Annotated in this window: 16 protein-coding genes; all 16 read left to right on the top strand. The window is 38.8% G+C overall.

Translation table 11 applies throughout. The features are described 5' to 3' along the window. Nucleotides 1-192 precede the first annotated feature (192 nt). The gene (gene sigK, locus MHB64_RS06990; protein ID WP_042125228.1) at nucleotides 193-894 is read left to right on the top strand and encodes an RNA polymerase sporulation sigma factor SigK; all 702 of its coding nucleotides are present in this window, start codon (nucleotides 193-195) and stop codon (nucleotides 892-894) included. Between the two features lie 580 nt (nucleotides 895-1,474). Continuing rightward, nucleotides 1,475-1,765, top strand: coding sequence for a hypothetical protein (locus MHB64_RS06995; RefSeq protein ID WP_341134024.1), 291 nt, complete (start codon nucleotides 1,475-1,477; stop codon nucleotides 1,763-1,765). Between the two features lie 867 nt (nucleotides 1,766-2,632). Further along, nucleotides 2,633-3,010 carry a hypothetical protein gene (locus MHB64_RS07000; protein ID WP_341134025.1) on the top strand — a complete coding sequence of 126 codons (378 nt, stop codon included), beginning with the start codon at nucleotides 2,633-2,635 and terminating at the stop codon, nucleotides 3,008-3,010. Nucleotides 3,011-3,896: 886 nt separating this feature from the next. Next, entirely contained in the window at nucleotides 3,897-4,202 is a 306-nt protein-coding gene (locus tag MHB64_RS07005; protein ID WP_341134026.1) for a PA14 domain-containing protein, read from the top strand. Between the two features lie 698 nt (nucleotides 4,203-4,900). Further along, a complete protein-coding gene (locus MHB64_RS07010) occupies nucleotides 4,901-6,628 on the top strand; it encodes a hypothetical protein (RefSeq protein ID WP_341134027.1) in 1,728 nt (575 codons plus the stop codon). Between the two features lie 355 nt (nucleotides 6,629-6,983). Beyond that, entirely contained in the window at nucleotides 6,984-7,208 is a 225-nt protein-coding gene (locus MHB64_RS07015; protein ID WP_341134028.1) for a hypothetical protein, read from the top strand. 118 nt (nucleotides 7,209-7,326) lie between these two features. Beyond that, nucleotides 7,327-8,340 carry an RICIN domain-containing protein gene (locus MHB64_RS07020; protein ID WP_341134029.1) on the top strand — a complete coding sequence of 338 codons (1,014 nt, stop codon included), beginning with the start codon at nucleotides 7,327-7,329 and terminating at the stop codon, nucleotides 8,338-8,340. Between the two features lie 280 nt (nucleotides 8,341-8,620). After that, nucleotides 8,621-8,959, top strand: coding sequence for a hypothetical protein (locus MHB64_RS07025; RefSeq protein ID WP_341134030.1), 339 nt, complete (start codon nucleotides 8,621-8,623; stop codon nucleotides 8,957-8,959). A 2-nt stretch (nucleotides 8,960-8,961) separates the two neighbouring features. After that, nucleotides 8,962-9,348, top strand: a complete 387-nt coding sequence (locus tag MHB64_RS07030) for a hypothetical protein (protein WP_341134031.1) — start codon at nucleotides 8,962-8,964, stop codon at nucleotides 9,346-9,348. Nucleotides 9,349-10,019: 671 nt separating this feature from the next. Beyond that, nucleotides 10,020-10,178, top strand: coding sequence for a PA14 domain-containing protein (locus MHB64_RS33860; protein WP_445671627.1), 159 nt, complete (start codon nucleotides 10,020-10,022; stop codon nucleotides 10,176-10,178). A gap of 42 nt (nucleotides 10,179-10,220) precedes the next feature. Further along, entirely contained in the window at nucleotides 10,221-10,460 is a 240-nt protein-coding gene (locus tag MHB64_RS07035) for a PA14 domain-containing protein (RefSeq protein ID WP_341134032.1), read from the top strand. Between the two features lie 11 nt (nucleotides 10,461-10,471). Continuing rightward, nucleotides 10,472-10,897: a PA14 domain-containing protein gene (locus MHB64_RS07040; protein ID WP_341134033.1), complete on the top strand. Its 426-nt coding sequence runs from the start codon at nucleotides 10,472-10,474 to the stop codon at nucleotides 10,895-10,897. Nucleotides 10,898-11,028: 131 nt separating this feature from the next. Beyond that, nucleotides 11,029-12,354, top strand: coding sequence for an FG-GAP-like repeat-containing protein (locus tag MHB64_RS07045; protein WP_341134034.1), 1,326 nt, complete (start codon nucleotides 11,029-11,031; stop codon nucleotides 12,352-12,354). Nucleotides 12,355-13,186: 832 nt separating this feature from the next. Then, complete coding sequence (locus MHB64_RS07050) at nucleotides 13,187-15,163, top strand: PA14 domain-containing protein (RefSeq protein ID WP_341134035.1); 1,977 nt, start codon at nucleotides 13,187-13,189, stop codon at nucleotides 15,161-15,163. A gap of 24 nt (nucleotides 15,164-15,187) precedes the next feature. After that, complete coding sequence (locus MHB64_RS07055) at nucleotides 15,188-16,606, top strand: GBS Bsp-like repeat-containing protein (RefSeq protein ID WP_341134036.1); 1,419 nt, start codon at nucleotides 15,188-15,190, stop codon at nucleotides 16,604-16,606. A gap of 90 nt (nucleotides 16,607-16,696) precedes the next feature. After that, on the top strand, nucleotides 16,697-22,711 hold the full coding sequence (locus MHB64_RS07060; RefSeq protein WP_341134037.1) for a polymorphic toxin-type HINT domain-containing protein: 6,015 nt from the start codon (nucleotides 16,697-16,699) through the stop codon (nucleotides 22,709-22,711).

Below are 22,711 nucleotides of genomic sequence, written 5' to 3' on the forward strand. Positions count from 1 at the left end.
AAAAACGTAAGTTTAACCTTTCTGTATGCTAAGTAGCATAGTTAAGTGATTTTTAATGAGAAGCCTTTTTTTTGATGCAGCTTTCTTATGTACATGCACTTCTAGGCATCTACCCACATACAATAAGATGACCATGAACCCGTAAGGCAAACAGATCGGTTTCATTGTACAAGTGCGGGAGGTGTCGCCAAGTTGCCTGGATTCTTAAGTACGATCGCGTTGCTAATTAAAGAACTGACGTTGCTGGTATCTTACGTAAGGAACAACGCATTTCCACAGCCGCTCTCGGAGCAGGAGGAAAGCAAATACTTAGGTATGATGGCTGAAGGGGATGCAAAAGCCCGGAATTTGCTTATCGAGCACAATTTGAGATTAGTAGCTCATATAGTGAAAAAATTCGATAATACTGGGGAAGACATGGAGGATCTGATCTCCATCGGAACTATTGGCTTGATTAAAGCTATTGAGAGTTACCGTCCAAACAAAGGCACAAAGCTGGCCACATTTGCAGCACGTTGTATTGAAAATGAAATCCTGATGCATCTTAGATCATTGAAAAAGACCCGCAAGGATGTTTCATTACATGATCCGATAGGGACTGATAAAGAGGGGAACGAAATTACACTCATCGATATCCTTGGCTCCGAGGCTGATGATGTCATTAAAGAGGTCGATCTTAAGATTGAGAAAAGCAAAATTTATCGTAACCTTGATATTCTGGATGACCGGGAAAAAGAAGTCGTAGTGGGCCGCTTTGGATTAGATACGGGTGGTGAGGAACGAACGCAGCGGGAGATTGCCAAGGAGCTTGGTATCAGTCGCAGCTATGTGTCGCGGATTGAGAAGCGAGCGCTCATGAAGCTGTATCATGAGTTCTATAAGGCGAAGCGCTAGGATCTTAGATAATAACTAAAGATTCACAATAGATTTTGTTAAAAGCGACTTGCCAACAAGGGGGTTGCTTTTTTGTTAATTCAAATAGTTGGGCTAATTGAGCATAAAAAAAGCAAATTCAGTTAACTTTTAACTGCTGAGGGGTGCTATTATGTCATATAAAGAAATATATGATCTACATATTCAATTGTTACATGTATATGAAAATAATGAAAAGTACCAAGGTCCATATCAGAAGCAACTTAATTATTTTAAGAGACAGTTTTTTATAGCTGAAGATATAGTTCAACGAATTTTTGTTCTAAATCAGCTATTAATAATTCATGAAAAAAGTAGAGAATTAAAGATAAAATGGTGTTCAGAAGAATACTTTAAATGATGCCTAGATTTAATATAGTTTTGTATGTAGGAATATGCTTTTAGATAGGTAACCTTAAAATGATCGTTAGCAAAAAAAGAGTAGTAATAATTGTCTCTAGACTTATTTCTACAAGAGTTGAAATGTTGTGAAAATAAAACCGAGATAATGAAAACACATTTTTAAGTCACTAACTATTACATGGGATCTTGGAGGTAATATATGAATAATTCAACAAGTAAACATATGATGGATAAACCCTACATTAAAGACGTGATTCGTGAACTTACACTTCTGGGATATGAGGATGATGAGGCTAGGAGAATTCTAATCAAATATTATAGACCATTAAAGAGGAGCTGGGGTTTTGGGCCAAATGCTTACAATCTCGCAAAAGAAATCGATTTAATTCATAAAGCTGTTATCAAGAAATTCAATCCTTCTGAACCTGGTCAGATCTTTATAGGTCATTTGAAGAATCGAATAAAATCAAATCTGAAAAATAAGGCTTGAATTGAGGGATAGAACGCAGATAACAATTCCCACAGGGGCCCCCAAGATGATATGTAGAATCTGTGGAAGTATCGTGTTAACTATTTGAATATTCTGGTGTGGGGATATTAACAAATTGAAGTCCTGTTAAGAGAATCCTTTTTTACTTCTACAAAACAAGAGGAAATAGTCATGATATAGGTGAGTTAAGCCAATATACAATGAGGATTATACGAGAACATTCTCTTTACAAGGAATCCGATGAATGCTTAGAACGTCTATATATTTATCTGGAAAATATTTCGATACTACAAGTTGGATTTAAATACATCCGATTGATCAGATGGGATATGTGTGTCAAACTCAAGTGTTTTTTAATTGGCTCTACTACTTGAAATTGACAGAACAATTGAATATTGCTGAGAAAACACCAGAGCGTCTTATCATTAACTACAATCTTGCTCTAGAAAAGGAGGTTTAGAGACGTTAATATTTGAACTTGAAGAGGCTTTTTTTAATGATTTTATTTACCGCCGAGGTAATGAAGTTGAACTCAGAGGTATCTTTCCATGTGATACAGAAGGACGTTCCACTTTTTTATGAAAAACGATGATAGTTATAAATTAATTCCTTATCTTTTTGAAAATATTTCATATGCTCTACCAACAAACTCATCAAAAAAAATTTAAATATTCCCTAATAAGAGCCTTTCAACACGAGCGATTAAAGGAGTTTTTCCCTGAAATTGAGGGGGTCTAGCAGAGCAACTTCCTCATCAAAAATTGAGAATGTATTCAAACATTGAAGATGCGGTTACCCCAAGTTACGAGATGGGGTAACCGCATTTTTAATTCCCTTTATGGCGCCGTACGACTATATATGTGAGTTTTGTCGATTATTGCTTACAAAAAGCAGGAAAAAGAATTCCTGTTGGAGAATATTCACAAGATAATAGCATTATTTCAGAACTCACACTTTGAAGTGGTTCAAGCGGGACAGAAAAGAGAAAAACTTACCGAACAGATAAGTGCCCTGTTGAATGCAGATTTAATCAGCGAAAGCGCAAATTTAAACCTTTTGGCAGATGTATTTTCGGTATTGCAGGATCAGAATCGTAATAAAATCATAGCAATGAAATTGGTCTTATATTACCTCGTCCATCGAAATAATGAATGGGCAGTCCATCCAGATTATGCAAAATACGAACAGAAGCAGTTCTTCGAGAAGCTTGACAAACTGTTTGAAGAAACAAGGATAAAACCTTAATGTGGTGGTGAGCACGATGAAAAAGATAGACATGAGTTGAACAATAGCTCGACTCCAGCCGTGGGTTCTCGTTCTTATAACATCTCCAATCACATCCAATATATTAGACTACTAGAAATGAAAGAAGGTTCATTATGTTTGACACTATCATACTGAAAGTAAGACCTATTCCTATTGATCCGGCTATATTGAATCAATATAACGCTAATTCAACTACATTCTATAGCGAAGAAACAGGTGCTTGAATAAAAGCTATAAGATATACTCCTGGAAAATGGAATAAAATAGATATTCTGAATTAAATTCGATATTTTTACGATTCAAATAGAAGACTGAACTATATACTTTTACCTGACGGTCACATCATCATGCACAATTATAATAATTATGGTGCGCTGATAAAGAAAGTAGTATTGTGAGTAGGCTAAAAATTATTGTTCTATAACAATTGATATTAAGAGCGAGTATAAGAGTATATTATTTAAAACACCATTTTCAATTATTCCCCAGATCACTCTCCCATTGCAATTTTTTCACTAATTACAAATAATACATACCTTAACATTTGTGGTTCTATCATTCCCCCCTCCTATTTTTTCAACAAAATACCACTCTTTAACAATTATTAATGTTATCGTATGATAAAGATCAGTGTTAATTATTGTAGATACATAGCTTCACTTTAATGATGATTTCATAGAATATGATTACTAATAAGAAGGTTCATTGAGAGATTAATAGAGCCACTTCTTAAGAATCATAGTCACCCAGGACTAAAACAATAGAGTGCAAAAGATAAGTTGAGTTTTCTAAAAAAGGTTTTTTAACAAGCCTTACATTTGTACTGATTTTCACAGTTTGTGGGTTCTTCGGAAATAAGGATTTATTGCAGCCAATTTTTTCACAGAATCTTGTAGGAGCTGCAGCTAATAACGGGCTTAAAGGTGAATATTACAACAACGTGGATCTACAAGGATTAAAGCTTACACGAACGGATTCTAATGTAGATTTTAACTGGGGGTTAGGATCACCGCATTCATCCATCGGTGGAGTTTCCTTCTCTGTTCGATGGACGGGTACACTTAGGCCAAAATTAGCGGGAGGGCGAATCGAACATATACGATATTCAGATGGGGCAGTTGTTCGCTACTATTATAATCGAAACGGTAACGTAATACGGAAGATCCAATAATAGTCGTAAAAGGAGTGCTTATTCAGTCCTCAGATAGCAACCGCTTTTTTTCGTACGTGGTAATGGCAATACAAAATTATAAGAATGGAACTGGAATGATGGCCTGTATATAAAAAGAACAAAGATCATAAATTTACGGTCGGTTAGGTGGATAAAAATATTTTAGGGAATTGATTGAAAAAGTTTGCTATTACCTAGTGTTCTTATTATTAGTTATACCAAGTGAAGGAGAAAAATCAGAAACGAATATATTTTTTATTAAAAATGGACAGCTTGTAGTGGTGCTTGGTGCTTGAAAGTTGAAATGCGATGGAAGATGCTTAATTATCTATTATTCAATTAAAGGTTTGACAATTATTTAAGTTTTGAGAATGCAATAGATGACTGGGATGAATATATGAGTTCAGGGGTTAAAGGAATTACGAAATCATAACAGTTGGCGGGACTGATGGACCGTATGCTCAGAAAATAATGGTAAACTAATTGTGAATGTTGGAAATTTTTAGTTAATGTTTCATTGATGCTGTTTATCTAAGTGGTCAAAAGTAACACGTAAAAAGGATGCTGAAACTGGCTGAAATTAGAAAACGAAGTTAGTCTAATGCAACCTCTACACAAGTTTTTGGAAGTTGTTTCTGTGATCACCTTTTAGATAGTTTTAGCCAAAAGTCATATTGAACATAAGGAGACATTTATAAATGAGGCGCTCTATAAGAGTAGTTTTAGTGTTTATTTGTTATTTAATTAGCAGTAGTTATGTATATGCCGATTTAGCCATAACTAATTATTACAATCAAAATGGGCAAATAGATACAAGTCATTTTTCTAATGGACAGGTTGTTAATTATTTTTATGACAAAAATGGAAATCTTACATCTAAGTTGCTGAATGTAAATTTAGTAAATAATCCGAGCTTTGAAAATATCAAAGATAATTCCATAATAGCTGACGGATGGAGTACTTGGTCCGACACAAAAAGCCAAGACAAGTTTGAAGTGGTAACAACTCCGGTGTCGTCAGGGAGACAAGCTCAAAAAATAAGTAGTACTGGGATGCCAACTGGATCGGGGATATGGGCCCTGCAAGATGTTGTAGTAGAAGAGAACAAGGCATATGTGCTGAGCGGGCAGTTCTACGTGGAGGTCCAGAAAAACAGTCAGGTCCAACTCTTAATTCAATTTTTTGATGTGTCTAATAATTTTCTGGGCAGTAGCGCAGCAAGTATGCCGTCAGGGATATACCAAAGTTATATGACGTTGCCGATGACAGGAAAAATCCCTACGAGTGCCACAAGAGCAAGAATCCATGCCGGATTAAAGGCTACTGGTACTGGAGGATCGGGATCATTTATAGTTGATTCTCTTAGTTTCAGATACGAACCAGATGGGAATCGGCTAACTAACGGAGGAATGGATAGTTCTACTGCTCAAAAAATAGCTGACGGATGGAGTACTTGGTCCGACACAAAAAGCCAAGACAAGTTTGAAGTGGTAACAACTCCGGTGTCGTCAGGGAGACAAGCTCAAAAAATAAGTAGCACTGGGATGCCAACTGGATCGGGGATATGGGCCCTGCAAGATGTTGTAGTAGAAGAGAACAAGGCATATGTGTTGAGCGGGCAGTTCTACGTGGAGGCCCAGAAAAACAGTCAGGTCCAACTCTTAATTCAATTTTTTGATGCGTCTAATAATTTTCTGGGTAGTAGCGTAGCAAGTATGCCGTCAGGGATGTACCAAAGTTATATGACGTTGCCGATGACAGGAAAAATCCCTACGAGTGCCACAAGAGCAAGAATCCATGCCGGATTAAAGGCTACTGGTACTGGAGGATCGGGATCATTTATAGTTGATTCTCTTAGTTTCAGATACGAACCAGATGGGAATCGGCTAACTAACGGAGGAATTGATAGTTCTACTGCTCAAAAAATAGCTGACGGATGGAGTACTTGGTCCGACATAAAAAGCCAAGACAAGTTTGAAGTGGTAACAACTCCGGTGTCGTCAGGGAGACAAGCTCAAAAAATAAGTAGTACTGGGATGCCAACTGGATCGGGGATATGGGCCCTGCAAGATGTTGTAGTAGAAGAGAACAAGGCATATGTGTTGAGCGGGCAGTTCTACGTGGAGGCCCAGAAAAACAGTCAGGTCCAACTCTTAATTCAATTTTTTGATGCGTCTAATAATTTTCTGGGTAGTAGCGTAGCAAGTATGCCGTCAGGGATGTACCAAAGTTATATGACGTTGCCGATGACAGGAAAAATCCCTACGAGTGCCACAAGAGCAAGAATCCATGCCGGATTAAAGGCTACTGGTACTGGAGGATCGGGATCATTTATAGTTGATTCTCTTAGTTTCAGATACGAACCAGATGGGAATCGGCTAACTAACGGAGGAATGGATAGTTCTACTGCTCAAAAAAATAGCTGACGGATGGAGTACTTGGTCCGACACAAAAAGCCAAGACAAGTTTGAAGTGGTAACAACTCCGGTGTCGTCAGGGAGACAAGCTCAAAAAATAAGTAGCACTGGGATGCCAACTGAATCAGGGATATAGGCCCTGCATGATATTATAGGTAAAGGAAATAAGGCATTGCGGTGAACGGACAGTTCTACGTGGAGGCCCAGAAAAACAGTTAGGTTTAACTCTTAATCTATTTTTTAATGCGTCTAATATTTTTCCGGGCAGTAGCGCAGCAAGTATGCCGTCAGGGATGTACCAGAGTTATATGACGTTAATGGATATTATGGAAAATGCACCAGTGGGAGATTACCTATCTCGCGGATGTTCTGGCAAAACTATGAGATTCGTATTGAGGATTTTGGTGGAGTGACAACCACTAGTTTATCTTGGTCCAGTGCTAAGCAGATGAAACAAATCGTGTCTCAGTTCATTATGTTTTTTCTAAACAAAACTTACACTCCTCTAGAATACCACTACTACACGGGAGAATTATTCCTTAAGGGGAATGTTCCTGTAACTGCCGTTAATGCGAGGGTTATATTATAATGCGATCTACGAGTGCTAATGGTGCAGGTAATTTTGTAGTAGATGCGGTGAATTTTTCACAGTAGAAAGGATTGAATTGGATTTGAAAAAAATTATCTCATTTATAGTTATATGCATAATGTTATTCACACAATCACAAACAGCAATGGCCACGAAATATACCTACACGAAGTCGGGACAGTTAGTTTTGATGTCTTATTCAGCAGATAAATATGTTAATTTTCAGTATGATAAAAATGGGAATCAAGTCGGTAGAAAGATTCTCAATTGTCTAAATTCAGAGTATAAGCTTATCAATGTAAACAGCAATAAAGCGCTGGATGTTCAGGCAGGTGACACTTCAAGTGGAACAAGAATACAAATTGATGAGGATAATGGAACAGATGCACAAAGATGGTTGATCTGTAGTGCAGCGAATGAATCATATAAATTAATTAATATACATAGCGGAAAAGCGCTGGATGTATCAGGCGGAGAAACTACTGACGGGACTCTGGTGCATTTATGGGATGACAATGGAACAACTGCTCAACAATGGAGAATGAGCAAGAACGTGGATGACTCTTACACCTTCACTAACGTGAATAGTAATAAGGTACTTGATGTATCGGGTGGAGGTACGAGTAACGGAACATCTGTACAAATATGGACGGGAAATAAGACAACCTCCCAGAAGTGGAAATTGATCAAATCTATACCGAATGGATCAGAATTCAAGATTATAAATACAGTTAGTGGAAAAGCGCTGGATGTAACTGGCGGGAGTATTGTAGATGGGGCTTCTGTACAAATATGGACGGATAATGATACAACTGCTCAAAGATGGCACGTCTATGACACTGGAGGAAATCGGTACAAATTGATTAATGTGAATAGTGCAAAGGCACTTGAAGTACCAGGAGGAAGTACAATAGATGGTACCATTGTGAAAATATGGACCGATAATAAGACGACGTCCCAACAATGGATAATAAAAGAGTATGCAGATGGAATGTGTACATTCATGAATGTACACAGCAATAAGATGTTGGAGGTACGCGGAGGAGGGACTACGGACGGAGTTCCAGTACAAATATGGACAGACAACGCAACGACTTCTCAAAGGTGGAAATTAGTGAAAGTAAAGGACTAACATGTCGATTAACGCCTAAACGCTAGAAAAAGAGTCATCAGGAATGGTGGCTTTTTTGCATTTACAGGGCTCAAGAACTGAGAACGCTAATTGTATTCGATGAATAGTGCGCTTCAACATAAATGCTTTTTATTTCTACAAATCAATTAAATTCCCGACAAAATACCACTATTCCATAATATAGAAGATTGTCGTATGATTATCTGAATAGTATAGCTATCTTACTGAATTGAGAGAGAGAAACAATTTTAAGTGGTTTATAGAAAAGGAGTTAATATAAATGAGTAGTACATTGATTAAAAAAGTGGTTTATTTCACATTGTTGGTTACTGTTGTACTGGTTATGACCTTAGTGTCTCCTTCTAGTAAGATCTTAGCAGAAAGTAACGAAGTTATTCCGATCGAATCGTTTGAGTCAGGTACATTTAACGGAGGTAATTTCAAGCCATTGTCAGGGGTCATAACCAATGATCCTAATAAAGTTGTATCAGGTCTCTATTCGGCGTATCTGTCATCTTCATTGACACAAGTTTGGAATGACTTTGCTAACACAGACTTAACAAAGGTTAAATTTGAAAAGAATACAAGTTACTCTGTAACATTTCTTATAAAGCTGTAGACATGCAGTCGTCTGATAGTAATCGTTTTTTTTATTTTCTGGCACGCAGCAGCGACGAAAAAGAAGACATTAGTATGACGACATGGAATGACGAAACTGGAAGTAAAGGGATTAAAACGATCAATTTTACGACAGGATCTAAAGAAAACTATTATTTAATTTGGGGAATACACGCAGGTGGTGCTCTTTCCTTAGATGATATTCGTATTGTCAAAACTGTTCCGGAAACAAGTGAATCATTTGAGAGAGGAACCTACTTGAATACGAACTTTTTACCTGGTTTTTGGACAATTATTAATGATCCCAAAGTAGTGACTGGAATCTATTCCGCAAAGTTCAATTTGAAAAGAATACATCTTATGAAGTCACATTTTCTTATAAATCCTTAGATATGCAACCAACGGATATTAATCGTTACTTTTACTTTCTAGTTCGAAGTACAGATGGGACAGAACAGATGGGATGGACAACATGGAATGATGTTAGTGGAAGTGTTGGTACAAAAAATGTGAAATTCACTACCGGAGATAAAGAAAATTATTATATTTACTGGGGAAATCCACGGAGGGGGAGAGTTTTCCTTAGATGATATTATAGTCAATCAAATAAATACGTATCAATATGATGGAAACGGCCGACTTATACAAATCAGAACGCAAAATAATAAAGTGATTAGATACAATTATGACTCTAACGGAAATTTGATTAAAGTTGTAACCGAGTAAATTTGCTTGGAGGTTATAACATACCATAGAGTGATGGACAATGAGAGAGTATGAAGATGAGACATGTTCCTTCATGAATGAATATATGTATTAATATTTAATAAATAGAGGGGTTACTATATGAAAAAAACTTTTGCGAGTCATCTGTTTTATTAGTATTGCTCTGTTTTTGATTGTTACTCCTACTTCTAATTATATTTATGCTATGAATTACTATTATTACGATACTAATGGCAGGCTGATACAAGAAAGTGTTTTAAGCGGAGAGACGATTAGATACAGTTATGATCAAAATGGGAATTAAACATCTGAAAATACAGAGAACCTTATTTTGAATTCCTCTCAACACTCTTAATCCCAAATGCAGTGAAAACTATACCTTTTATTTAAATGCGGATGATCGATTACGTCTATGGGTAGATGCTAAACTTCTTCTTGACAGACCTCAAACTCACTCGTACGGACCCTATTATTCATTTTGGATGAGGACGTAGCTCTCCAGATGCGAGCATAGAGGGAGACACATTTTCAGCAAGATGGACGGGAACGATTCGCCCGATGGTGTTCGGTTTTGGGTGAATGGTCAACTGATCATTGACCAATGGGTCACGCAGGAGAGTGAACTGACCAGCCTTCCTATTTCGTTACTGGCGGATCAAAATTATGAGATTCGCAGTACCGTACAATTGGTTGCCGGAAATCAATACGACATTCGAATCGAGTATTTTGGAAATCTGACTGGAGCAGCCATTCACCAGATGCGAGCATTGGGGTAGATACATTCTCTGTGAGGTGGCAGGGTTTGATCCGCCCCAAGTCTAGCGGAACATACACGTTCTACGCTAATTCAGATGATGGTGTTCGTCTTTGGGTAAATGGGCAACTGCTTATTGATAGTTGGATCACACAGGCCAGTGAATTAACAAGTCTTCCTATCAATCTTATGGAGGGACAGAATTATGAGCTTCGTATCGAATATTCCAAAAATGGTGGGAGCGCCTCCTTTGGGTTAGTGACAGCCAAGAGAAAGAAATCGTTCCACATTCGCAGTTATATTTTCCGTATAAAACATACATGCCAGTGGAATATCACTATGATTCCACTGGGAGGTTGGAGTCCGCGCATCTCTCAGATGGCAGTATTACCCGCTATGAATATGACGCAGCGGGAACCTGATAACGGTTCACAAATGATATATCGAACGGCACTATAAATCGGATTAGTAGTGTGTCATAACTAATATTTCGAATAGAATAAAGAGGGGATTTGTTATAAATGTTTATAATTGGTCCAAAGAAATATATAATGGTAATCCTGATAATTGTTGTTTTTTGTTCTTTAAGTATGACTTCAATAAATCCTACTGCAGTAGCTGGAACTTCAAATCAGAATACGCTCATCGGCTACCTCCCATGGACATGGATTACAACGAACCGAATGATAGATGATAACAGTACGATGTGGTTTGCAGATGTGAATGGAGATGGCAAGAAAGATCTTATCTCCAAAGGCGAAGTAGGGGCATGGAATGCTGGAGTAGTGTATGTTTCATTGAGCACAGGGAGCGGATACCAACCTTGGACGTGGTATTCTGTATCCCGAATGATTGATGATAATAGTACAATGTGGTTCGCAGATGTTAACGGAGATGGTAAGGCTGATCTGATCACTAAAGGCCAACCAGGTGCTGCAAATTCTGGACATGTATATGTTTCACTCAGTACGGGATCTGGCTACAATTCATGGACGTGGACTTCCGGATATCGAATGATTGATGATAACAGTTCTATGTGGTTTGAGGATGTCAATGGAGATGGTAAGGCGGATTTAATCTCTATAGGGCAGGAAGGTGCATGGAATGAAGGCTGGGTATATGTTTCACTCAGTACCGGTAGTGGATATCAACCTTGGACATGGACATCTGGATCTCGAATGCTTAATACTAAAGACAATCCATGGTTTGTAGATGTGAATGGAGATGGCAAGACAGATTTGGTTGCTAAAGGGCAACCAGGTGCTGCAAATGCTGGACAGATTTTTGTTTCTTTGAGCACCGGGAGTGGGTATGGAGCATGGACATGGTCGTCTGGGTCACGAATGGTAAATGACAATGACTTGCAGTTGTTTGCAGATGTGAACGGGGATGGCAAGATGGATATGATCTCGAAAGGCCAGCCTGGTATAACAAACGCAGGATATGTATTCGTTGCATTAAGTAATGGAACAGGTTATCCATATTGGACATGGAACAGCGGAGGTCGAATGCTCGACGACAGCGGATCAATGTGGTTTTCGGATATTAATGGAGATGGTAAAGCAGACTTGATTTCTGTAGGCCAAACTGAAGGCTGGAATGTGGGGTGGTTGTATGTGTCGTTAAGTACAGGAAATGGCTATCAACCTTGGACTTGGAATTCTGGCAGAAAAATCATTGAAAATAAAGATCTTTGGTTCAACGATGTGAATGGTGACGGGAAAGGAGATTTAATCATTAAAGGAAGCGGTGCAGAAGCTGGCTTTGTTCGAGTTGCGATGAGTACAGAAATATATCAGTCTCACAATGAATATAACGCAGCTGGTCAACTTATTATGACTACGCTTCCGGATGGATTTACAATTTATTATACATATGATAAGAACGGAAATTTATTAAAGAAGCAAAAGAAATAAATTGTTTTGTATTCCAATGCTATAGAGGATTTAAGTAGTTGAGAATGGGGGACTTAAATGAAAGCTTGATGCTAGGAGTTTCACTTGGCTTTTCTACTCTTGCATATTCATATGAGAGCGAAATTAATATTAACGAGTTCATATGAATTAATACTTTTACGAAATATCTCTTATCTATGGGACACGCAGAAATAACTATAATTGAAGTGGATGATAATGATAACACTATTACTGAAAGTAGCAGAAGCTTAAATAATGGGGGGGAATGACACTATCGCTCGATTTAAGCACTCCTAAATGGTAAACAAAATACATAAGAATACGATTTGCAGTGGTAGGAGAGGAAAAAGCTTATCTAGATATAGATCATGTGGGCATTAACCCAGTAACGATTCTAGAAAAATGGGAATCAGATATACCGAATCAAAATCATTATTCTATAAAACCCACACAATGTCTTGGGACTCGTGTGGGTTTTGTTCTATAACAATCGATATTAAACACGATCTCATTATTTGAAACACCATTTTTACATACTCCCCAGATCACTCTCACGCCGCAATTCTTTCATTAAGTAAAAATAATACATACCTTAGCATTTGAATTTTTACTATTCGACTTCTCATCTGTTTTTTCGACAAATTACCACTCTTTAACAATTTTTTGTGTTGTCGTATGATTGAGATCAGTGTTTATTATTGTATATACATAGCTTCACTTTAATGATGATTTTATAGATTATCTCACTGGAATTAGGATTCAATTAAGAGCTTATATTGAAAAGTAAAGTGAATTAGTGAGAACAAACAACAATAGAAAGGAGAAAAGAAAATTGAACTTTCTAAAAAAGGTTTTTTTATCATGCTTTACGGTTGTACTAATTTTCATATTTTGTGAGATTCTCGGAACTAATGATTTACTGCAGCCAGTAGTTTCACCAAATCTTGCAGGAGCCGCAGCCAACAACGGTCTTAAAGGTGAATATTACAATAATATGGATCTGACAGGATTAACCCTCACACGAACGGATTCTAATGTGGATTTTAGCTGGGGGTTAGGATCACCAAATTCTTCCATCGGGGAGGATTCCTTCTCTGTTCGATGGACGGGTACCCTTAAACCGAAATACAGCCAGACCTATACCTTCTATATGGTCGCAGATGATGGGGTTCGTTTATGGGTCAATGGCCAATTGCTCATCGATAAATGGGTGACACAAGCTAGCGAGCTGACGAGTTTACCCATAACCTTAACTGCGGAAAAAAATTATGACATATGTATCGAGTATTTTGAAAATGGCGGAGGGGCAACAGCTATTCTACAATGGGCAAGCCCAAGTCAAAGCAAACAGATCGTGCCGCAAAGTCAGTTAAATCCTCCAGTAGAAGTCTCAGGTATGGGACTGAAGGGGGAATACTATGACAATATAAATCTGAGCGGACTAAAGCTAACACGTACGGATGTTAATCTTAACTTTAATTGGGGGCTGAGCTCTCCAACCCCTTCCCTTGGCGCGGATACATTTTCCGTGAGATGGACAGGAACGATCAAACCTAAATATAGTGAAACCTATACATATTATATGGTTGCAGATGATGGTGTTCGGCTTTGGATAGATGGTCAATTACTAATCGACACATGGGTGACACAAGCCAGCGAGCTGAAGAGTCTACCGATTACATTGATTGCAGGACAAAATTATGATATCCGTATCGAATATTTCGAAAATGACGGAGGAGCAACGGCTATTCTACAGTGGTCGAGCGCCAGTCAAATCAAGCAAATTGTACCGCAAAGCCAGTTGTATCTGCCTGCTGAAATTACGGGCACAGGTCTGAAGGGTGAATATTATGACAATATGGATTTGACTGGACTAAAGCTAACACGAACCGATGCGGATCTTAATTATAATTGGGGTGCCGGATCTCCAGATGACTCCATTGGAACCGATACATTCTCAATCCGATGGACAGGAACACTTAAGCCTAAATACAGTGAAATGTATACCTTTTATTTAAATGCGGATGACTCTGTACGTCTATGGATAGATGGTAAACTTCTTCTTAATCGGTGGGAAAATCAGTCGGGTCAATTTGAAAGCAGCCCTATATCATTAATTGCAGACCAACAATACGATATTCAAATTGAGTATTTTGAAAATCTAGGCGACGCAGCCATTGGATTATTATGGACAAGTCCTAGTCAGACCAAACAATTCATACCGCAGAGTCAGTTGTATCTCCCTGCTAAATTAGCCGGTGTCGGCTTGATAGGTGAGTACTACGACAATATAGAATTGACAGACCTTAAACTCACTCGAACGGACCCTGCTATTCATTTTGGGTGGGGACTTGGCTCCCCAGATGCTAGCATAGACGGGGATACATTCTCAGCAAGATGGACGGGAACGATTCGCCCGATGTATAACGAAACGTATACCTTCTATTTTAATTCGGATGATGGGGCTCGACTTTGGGTGAATGGTCAATTGATCATAGACCAATGGGTCACCCAGGCAAGTGAACTGACCAGCCTTCCTATCTCATTAATAGCGGATCAAAACTATGACATTCGTATTGAGTATTTTGAAAATAGTGGAGGGGCAAACGCTATTTTATCCTGGTCTAGTGCTAGCCAGATAAAGCAGATCGTGCCTCAATCCAAGTTGTTCTTACCATACAAAACCTATACTCCTGTAGAATACCACTACAACGCAGGAGGACGAATAGAATACATTCGATATTCAGATGGGACTGTTGTTCATTACTACTATGATGCAAATGGTAACTTAATATGGAAGAACTTATAAGAGGGATAGAGGAGTACTATGCAGATGAAGATATTAAAAACAACAATGCTGTTATTGGGAGTGTTAGTAGTTTTTTTAGGATATGGAGATTTTATTCCGACTGCTTCTGCCCAGGACACAACGTATGCCAACTATATTATGGTGGATATAAGTAGCAATTCCAAACCACAAACCCTATATGTATACAATCAAGGCAGGCTAGAAAATGAAATTTATCCCGATAACTCAACCATTCAATATACATATGATAGGAATGGAAATCTGATAAAGAAGAGTAAAGGCTATTCGTCAACATCGCATGTATTTAGTAGCTCAGCGCTTTCCTATGATATCTATTTAAAGGGGGTTTCTGATAGTATCCAACAGGTGACTTTTCCGACATGGACTGAACAAGGTGGACAAGATGACTTGGAATGGATAGCGGGTGAGAGGCTTACTAATGGATTATGGAAAGGAACAGTTGTACTAGCTAAGCACGGAAAAGAAACAGGACAGTACAATACACATATCTACGCAGATGGCAAAGCAGTCAGCGGATTAACTGCCACGGTACAAAATAACATAAGAGTGATCTCACCTCAAGAAGTATCATTGGCGGATAGATATTATGAGATTTTTGTGGAAGGAATCGCGAGCAATGTTAGAGAAATTCGATTTCCAACGTGGACAGATTACAATTGGCAAGATGATCTGGTAAATCCATGGATAATCGGCGAAAAAGTAAATGAGACGACTTGGAAGATTCGAATCCCCTTTAGTAATCATAATTATGAGACAGGTAGTTATATCACTCATATTTACGCTTTTGATAAATATGGAAACAGCGGGGGGATAGGTGGGACTTCAGTTAATGTAAAGGAGGGGACTGGTGGTTCAAAGGAAACGGACATATCTGGAGTGTCCTACGATGTATTTATTTATGGTGTAGATCCGAAAACGCAAAAAGTCCAATTTCCAACGTGGACAGCGAATAAGGATCAGGATGATTTAGAGTGGATTGAAGGCGTTAAGATTGCAAATGGGGTGTGGAAGGGAACCATAGTTTACTCAAACCATCATTCAGAAACTGGACGATATATTACACATATTTATGCCGATGGAAAATATAGTGGGGCTTGGTTTTTTGATGTGACGAATAAAACAAGTATCACTGCTCCTAGTATTGCATACGCCAGTAATGGTTTTTACGATATTACAATAGAAGGAGTACCCTCTAGTGTCACTGATGTTAGATTTCCGACATGGACGGTAAGTAATGGTCAAGACGATTTAGAGAACCCATGGATTAAAGGGGAACGTTTAAGTGCTACAAGTTGGCGAATTCGAATTCCTTTTTATAAACATAACAACGAAACAGGAACATACGTCACCCATATTTATTCGTATGATGCCTATATGAACAGAATGATGATTGGTGATATTTCAGTAGAAGTAAAAAAGTGAGTGAAATTAATATGGGAAAACATTTTTAAAGGATGATAGAAAATATATCTTAATGGTGAGGTAACCAAAAAATTCCTGGGGGAAACTAAATTGAAAAGAATAAAGTTAGTTCGAAAAGTATTAATGGTCATCATGTGTTTATCTCTTATCATTCCGAACGTTCTCGAAGGAACTGCGAAAGCAAATACACACGTTAAAAGTATTTCTGATCAAACTTACATAAACAAAGCACAAGATTTACCTGCTCCATCACCAGCACCGTCAGATTCTTTGGATTTTTCAACAGAATCGGCACCTCAACCTACACCTACGATTACTCCTACTCCAGAAAACTTCATGAGCAAAGCGTTTCTAAACGAAAACGATCTGCCTTCTGATGAAGTTGTATCTGTGTCTACGGACGTCTATGATCAGATCGATTTGGGTACTTTGACCATTCTTAAGTTGAAAGCAAAAATCTTTCAAAAACAAGGTCAACTGGACGTAGCACAGGCAGGTAAATCTCTATCGAAACAGAACTTTTCGCGTTCCGAAGGCAATAAATTATCAGATTTATCCGAATCTGAAATTAAAGAACTGGCTGAGGCTGGAGCATCTAAGGTTGATGTGTATTGGATTAATTACCTTACATTAGGTCAATCGAGACTAGTACCATTGGAGCTTTGGAAATGGAAAAAGGAAAAGGAAATATCTTGGGAAGATATTGAACAGGAGCTTGAACAGGACCTAGAATACATTAAGCGACCTTCTGTGGAAGATGATGTGTATGCTGAAAACATTTTTGTTATTAGTGAAAAGCGTTCTGTGACTTCCAATGTCTATGAGTCAGAGCGGTACTCAGCACTTGCAGAAAATACCATTACTACTTTCGATGCAACGACATCTAATGTGTTTAACAATTTGATGGTTCAATCCCAAATCAATCAGTTACAAAAACCTCAGTATAATGATCGCAACAGTAGCGGTGAATTGGTCGATCCAGTTACTGGAAGTTTGACTCGGAAGGAAAATTTGATTAATTTACCTGGTGTGGATGGTCTTGATTTAGATATAGGTTTGATTTATAGATCAAATAATGGTGTCCCAATTAGTTTAGAAATATTCTGGGATGATCGTTGGCAATGGAACGATAAGAGGTACTCGTATTCAACTCCAGAGATAGCTAGTGGTTGGACTTTTCAGTTTCCGTATTTGCAGAGAGGATCCGATTATTATGATTTGGTCTATCACGATGGAAAAGGAGCTGCATATCAGGTTGTCAGTGATCCTAGTAGTACTGATGAATTATTAAAATATACAAGTTTGAAAAATTATAAAGGTAAAGATAGACGTTTTGTATTCGATGATTGGGATAATCCATCTTTTAGTAATGGAAATGAAATATCAAGATATTATATTGAATATTCCGATATGAAACGCGAGTATTTCTCTCCTACGGGACAGTTAATAGGAATCGTTGACCGCTATGGGAATACTATCTCTTTAAATTATGGTGATAATTACTCGCATGCTTTAACATCTATTAAAGACTCCTTGGGGCGCAAAATAAAAATTAGCTACGATTATAACCTTAGATCAGAATCTTTTTCAGGTAGTGATATTATTATTCAAGTATTTGACCCTGAAGAAACAACTGAGTTGCAAAAAATAGTATTGACACGCACTAGAACGGTAGCAGAGATCCAGTTGACTATGTTTCCATATTTCAAGGAATATATCCCTATACTCACTTCAATAACCAATCAAAATAACGAAAAAATCTACTTTGAATATCAGAATCAATTACTAATCTACTCACCTGATTTGTTTCATTTCTCAGCATTGCTAGAAAAAGTTAGATATCCACATTCCGACACCGCCTACAAATACGAGATAGTTAATCGTCGCATTGGACCATATGAAACAGTTCCTGAATTCCGAATAACTTCTCGACAGGATATCAGTGGATCCAAGCCGTATCAGCAGATCAAATATACGTATATTGGGGATTACATGGGCAATGTGGCCGGTCAATATCCACCCTTCTTACCAGATGATTTCCGATTTAGTACCGTTTCAACAGTGGTCAGTAATACCACTAGTAACGGTCTTCAAACGACAAATACTTTTGATAAAGACGGTAGAGTGCTACGCACAGAGACCCGGGAGGCTGGCGGAGAACGGAAGGTGACTGAAAATACTGCTTTTCATGGATTATTTACTCAATCACCCACACGAACGACAATCTCAGAATATGCGGCCCAAGATAGTGATGCCACCGCTAATCATTTGTATACAGAAACCGTTTATAATGACTGGGGGCTGCCTCAGAGCCAAACGTTACCTCTAAAGAGTGATCAATTTAACAATACGGGAATCAAGCAGCACTATACAACAACTTATCAATATGAACCTAAGTATCGATTCCTTGAATCAAAATCTTGGTATCAGAATGAATCGGATGCAGTGCCCTTAAGTGAACGATACACCTATACCGACAAAGGACGGCTATCCACGTTAATAAATGCGTTGGGGGAGCAAACCACCTATAGTTATGATAACCGCAACACCTTGGGTGGAATCTCTCAAATGACTGCTGAAAAGATAGCTAATGGACAAGTGGTATCTAAAAGTGTAACTATCTACGGACCAGAAAGCCGTTACGCCTACCCAACTGAACAACAACAGTGGTTCAACATCGGGAAGACTGATCAGAAAATCGTAAAAACCAAAATGAGCTACCACATCGGAACAGGTCTGTTAAAAAGTCAAAGTGACGGCAACGATCAGACTACGACGTATGAATATGATGCAGCAGGTCGTCTAAAAAAAGAAACACATCCGATTCGAACCAATAGCAATGGAGAAACCTCCAGAGAGGTTATCGATTACAATTATTATAATCAGACTTCCTCAAACTTTGATTCGGAGAATGCAGGAATATATGCCTTAAAAGTGAATGCCATCAAGACGGTTACTCAACTATCTAATAACAGCCAGGTTCAAACCAATTCTGCTGTATATTATAACGGATTGGGTCTAGCCCTAATGGATGAGCTTTATGACGATAACGTGGGCAAATGGGTCTTCACCCATTACCATTATGATGATCAGGGACGACCGACCTATCAAAAGGATACGCTAGGCAATGAGATTAAGGTTAGTTACGATGCATGGGGAAGGCAGAACCGTGCAACAGATGCTAATAACAATATATATGTAACGGAGCATAACCTTAAACAGCGGAAGACAGAAAGTTATATGATCGCTGCCGATACGCAGGAACGATTGAACTATCTGGAAACGATCTATGATCCATGGGGCCAACCACTTACCATGAAGACCTATAAGGACTGGCCGAGTCAATCACAGCCTTTAACGGAAAGTTATCGGTATAATATCAACGGTAATGTAATCGGCTACACGGACCCTGCGAATCATCTGAACGATGATGGGATCACAACATCGTATAGCTATGATGCACTGAATCGCCTCACCTCCGTCTACAATGCATTGAACCAGCGCACACGCTATACCTACGATGGGAATGGTCAGCTAGCGAAAGTTACGGTACAAGCAAAAGGTGGAGCCGAACAAACACTGAATACGAAGAATTACAATGAGGTCGGGCTATTGACGAGCAAGTTGGACGGGGCTTCTCAAAGTGAAAGCTTATCCTATAATGCATTAGGGCAACTAACCAGCAAAACTGATCGTAACGGCAGTGTGTTCGGAAACAACTATGACGAAATTGGTACGCTCAAATCAAGTACGGTCAGTGGTAATATCAACAATGTACCTCAGACACAGAAAACTGAAGTGACATATAACGATGGCTCGCCGAATTTGCAGACTACTAAAACCTATCTAAATGGAACACAGAAGGCAATGCAGAGCAGTCGCGTGAACAGTTTGAATCAGGTACGGAGTATGAGCGGTACGGTCTATCCATCTGGGGTAGTCGGCCACTCTGTTAATATACTGAACCAGCGGGATGCGCTTGGTCGAATGACACAACTGAATGATAGTTACTTAGGCTTTTACGTAAACTACCAATACAACAAAACCAGATTGGACAAAGTACAGACGAACGGCAGTTCTGTGGTGGACAGTGCATCAGCAGCCAATGTTCAATACGGTTATACTGCCAATAACCTAGTGAAGTTCATTACCTATCCGACGCTGACGGACGGCAGTGTGCTCCAGACAGCGTATACGTATAACAAAGCGCTGAACTGGGTCGAGAGCATTACGAACCAAAAGGGAAGTAGTGTACTTTCTAGATATGTATACGGGTATGATAATAACGGAAATGTGATCTCGGTCAAGGAAACGAAAAAAGATGGAACGGAACAAACGACAACTTTTGCGTATGATGCGTTGAATCGCTTAATAGCAACAGTACATCCGGGTGGGGGGCGTGACACGTATACGTATGATGTACGTGGTAACCGCTTGACGATGGAACAAAGTGTGAGTGATCCAGTAGCTTCTTTTGAGGATACTAGCTATAGTTATGACTTATGGAATACGTTAACATCCGTAACGAAGAACGGAAGCGAGACGAGGTTCGAGTACTATGCTGACGGGCTTCGTGCGGTAAAGAGCAAAGGTAGCACGCATACGCAAGTAAACTATGATTTTAATGGACAGGTTATTACGGAAGAAAAGTTAAATGGGAATAATATCGTGCAGAAATCCACGTATGTCCGAGGCGACCGAGTACTGGTGAAGAAAGACAAGACCGCTAGTAAAGATTACTATTATCTGTACAATGGTCACGGCGATGTAGTACAGATGGTAGATACGAGTGGTGCTATAGTGAATAGCTACGCCTACGATGTGTGGGGCAACATTACCAGCCAAAAAGAAGAAACGCCAAACCCATTCAAGTACACAGGGGAAGTGTATGATGAAGAGACTGGTTTTTATTATCTGCGTGCACGATATTATGATCCGAGTATGGGGCGGTTTTTAAATGAGGATACGTATGAGGGGCAGATTGATAATCCGCTGAGTCAGAATTTGTATACGTATGTGCATAATAATCCGTTGAGATATACTGACCCGAGCGGACATTTTGCAAAGGATACTTATGACGTTCAAGAATTAAAACAATTGCTGAGCGAAGCGAGTTCTATCAGTAAAGACAGTAAATATTTTAACGCATACAAAACAAAAATAATGGAACGCTACGGCTTTGACAGTATCATGGATGAGAATCAATATAATTACTTGTATGGCTTATTAACAGGGACAAGTGCGTATACGAATAGTGCTGGCAGGTCTGATTGGGCGAGCGATCAGTTAGTGAATGCGTATTATGAATCACAAGAGGCGGCATATGTTATGATGTATGCTGCAGGCATGGCAGGTGGTCTAAGCGGCCGAGCGGGAGGTTCCAAAAAGTCTGGTTGTAACTGCTTTATAGCGGGGACAAAGGTTCAAACAGACGAAGGGGAGAAGAATATCGAAGACATTGAAGTCGGAGATAAGGTTCTTTCCAAGGATGAGAATAACTCGGATGGAGAATTGGCTTACAAAGAAGTAACAGGTTTATACCGTAACCAACGTGATGATATTATTAAGTTGTACGTTGGGGAGCAAATCATCGAGACGACAAATAACCATCCTTTCTGGGTAGAGGAGAAAGGCTGGGTCTTCGCGGATGAGCTTCAGGCACGTGACAAACTCCAAAAGGCTGACGGAAGCAATCTGACAATTGATAAGGTTGAGTTTATTAAACTTGAAGAGAAGGTCACGGTTTACAATTTTACGGTTGCAGACTATCATACCTATTATGTAACGGATATCGGAATTTGGGTGCATAATACGAATTGTAATTTGACGAGAGTTTGGGACTTAGAGGGGACAGGGGATGCAATCACTAAATCCCAACTCAAAAAGTTAACTGAAGGTATGAAGAAAAACGGATGGACTGGCGACCCTGTTGAGATATTTGAAATCAATGGCAAGAAACTCATCGTGGACGGCCATCATAGAGTGCGAGCAGCTAAACAAGCAGGAATAGAAAATATACCAACAAGAACTTTAACAGAACAGGAAATAAATGCACGCGGAATTACGAGGAAGCAACTTTTGGATGGTTATTACTATGGAAATTAG

Origin of the sequence: Paenibacillus sp. FSL K6-2859 (assembly GCF_038008265.1) — a bacterium.
Taxonomy (GTDB): domain Bacteria; phylum Bacillota; class Bacilli; order Paenibacillales; family Paenibacillaceae; genus Paenibacillus_AQ; species Paenibacillus_AQ nitricinens.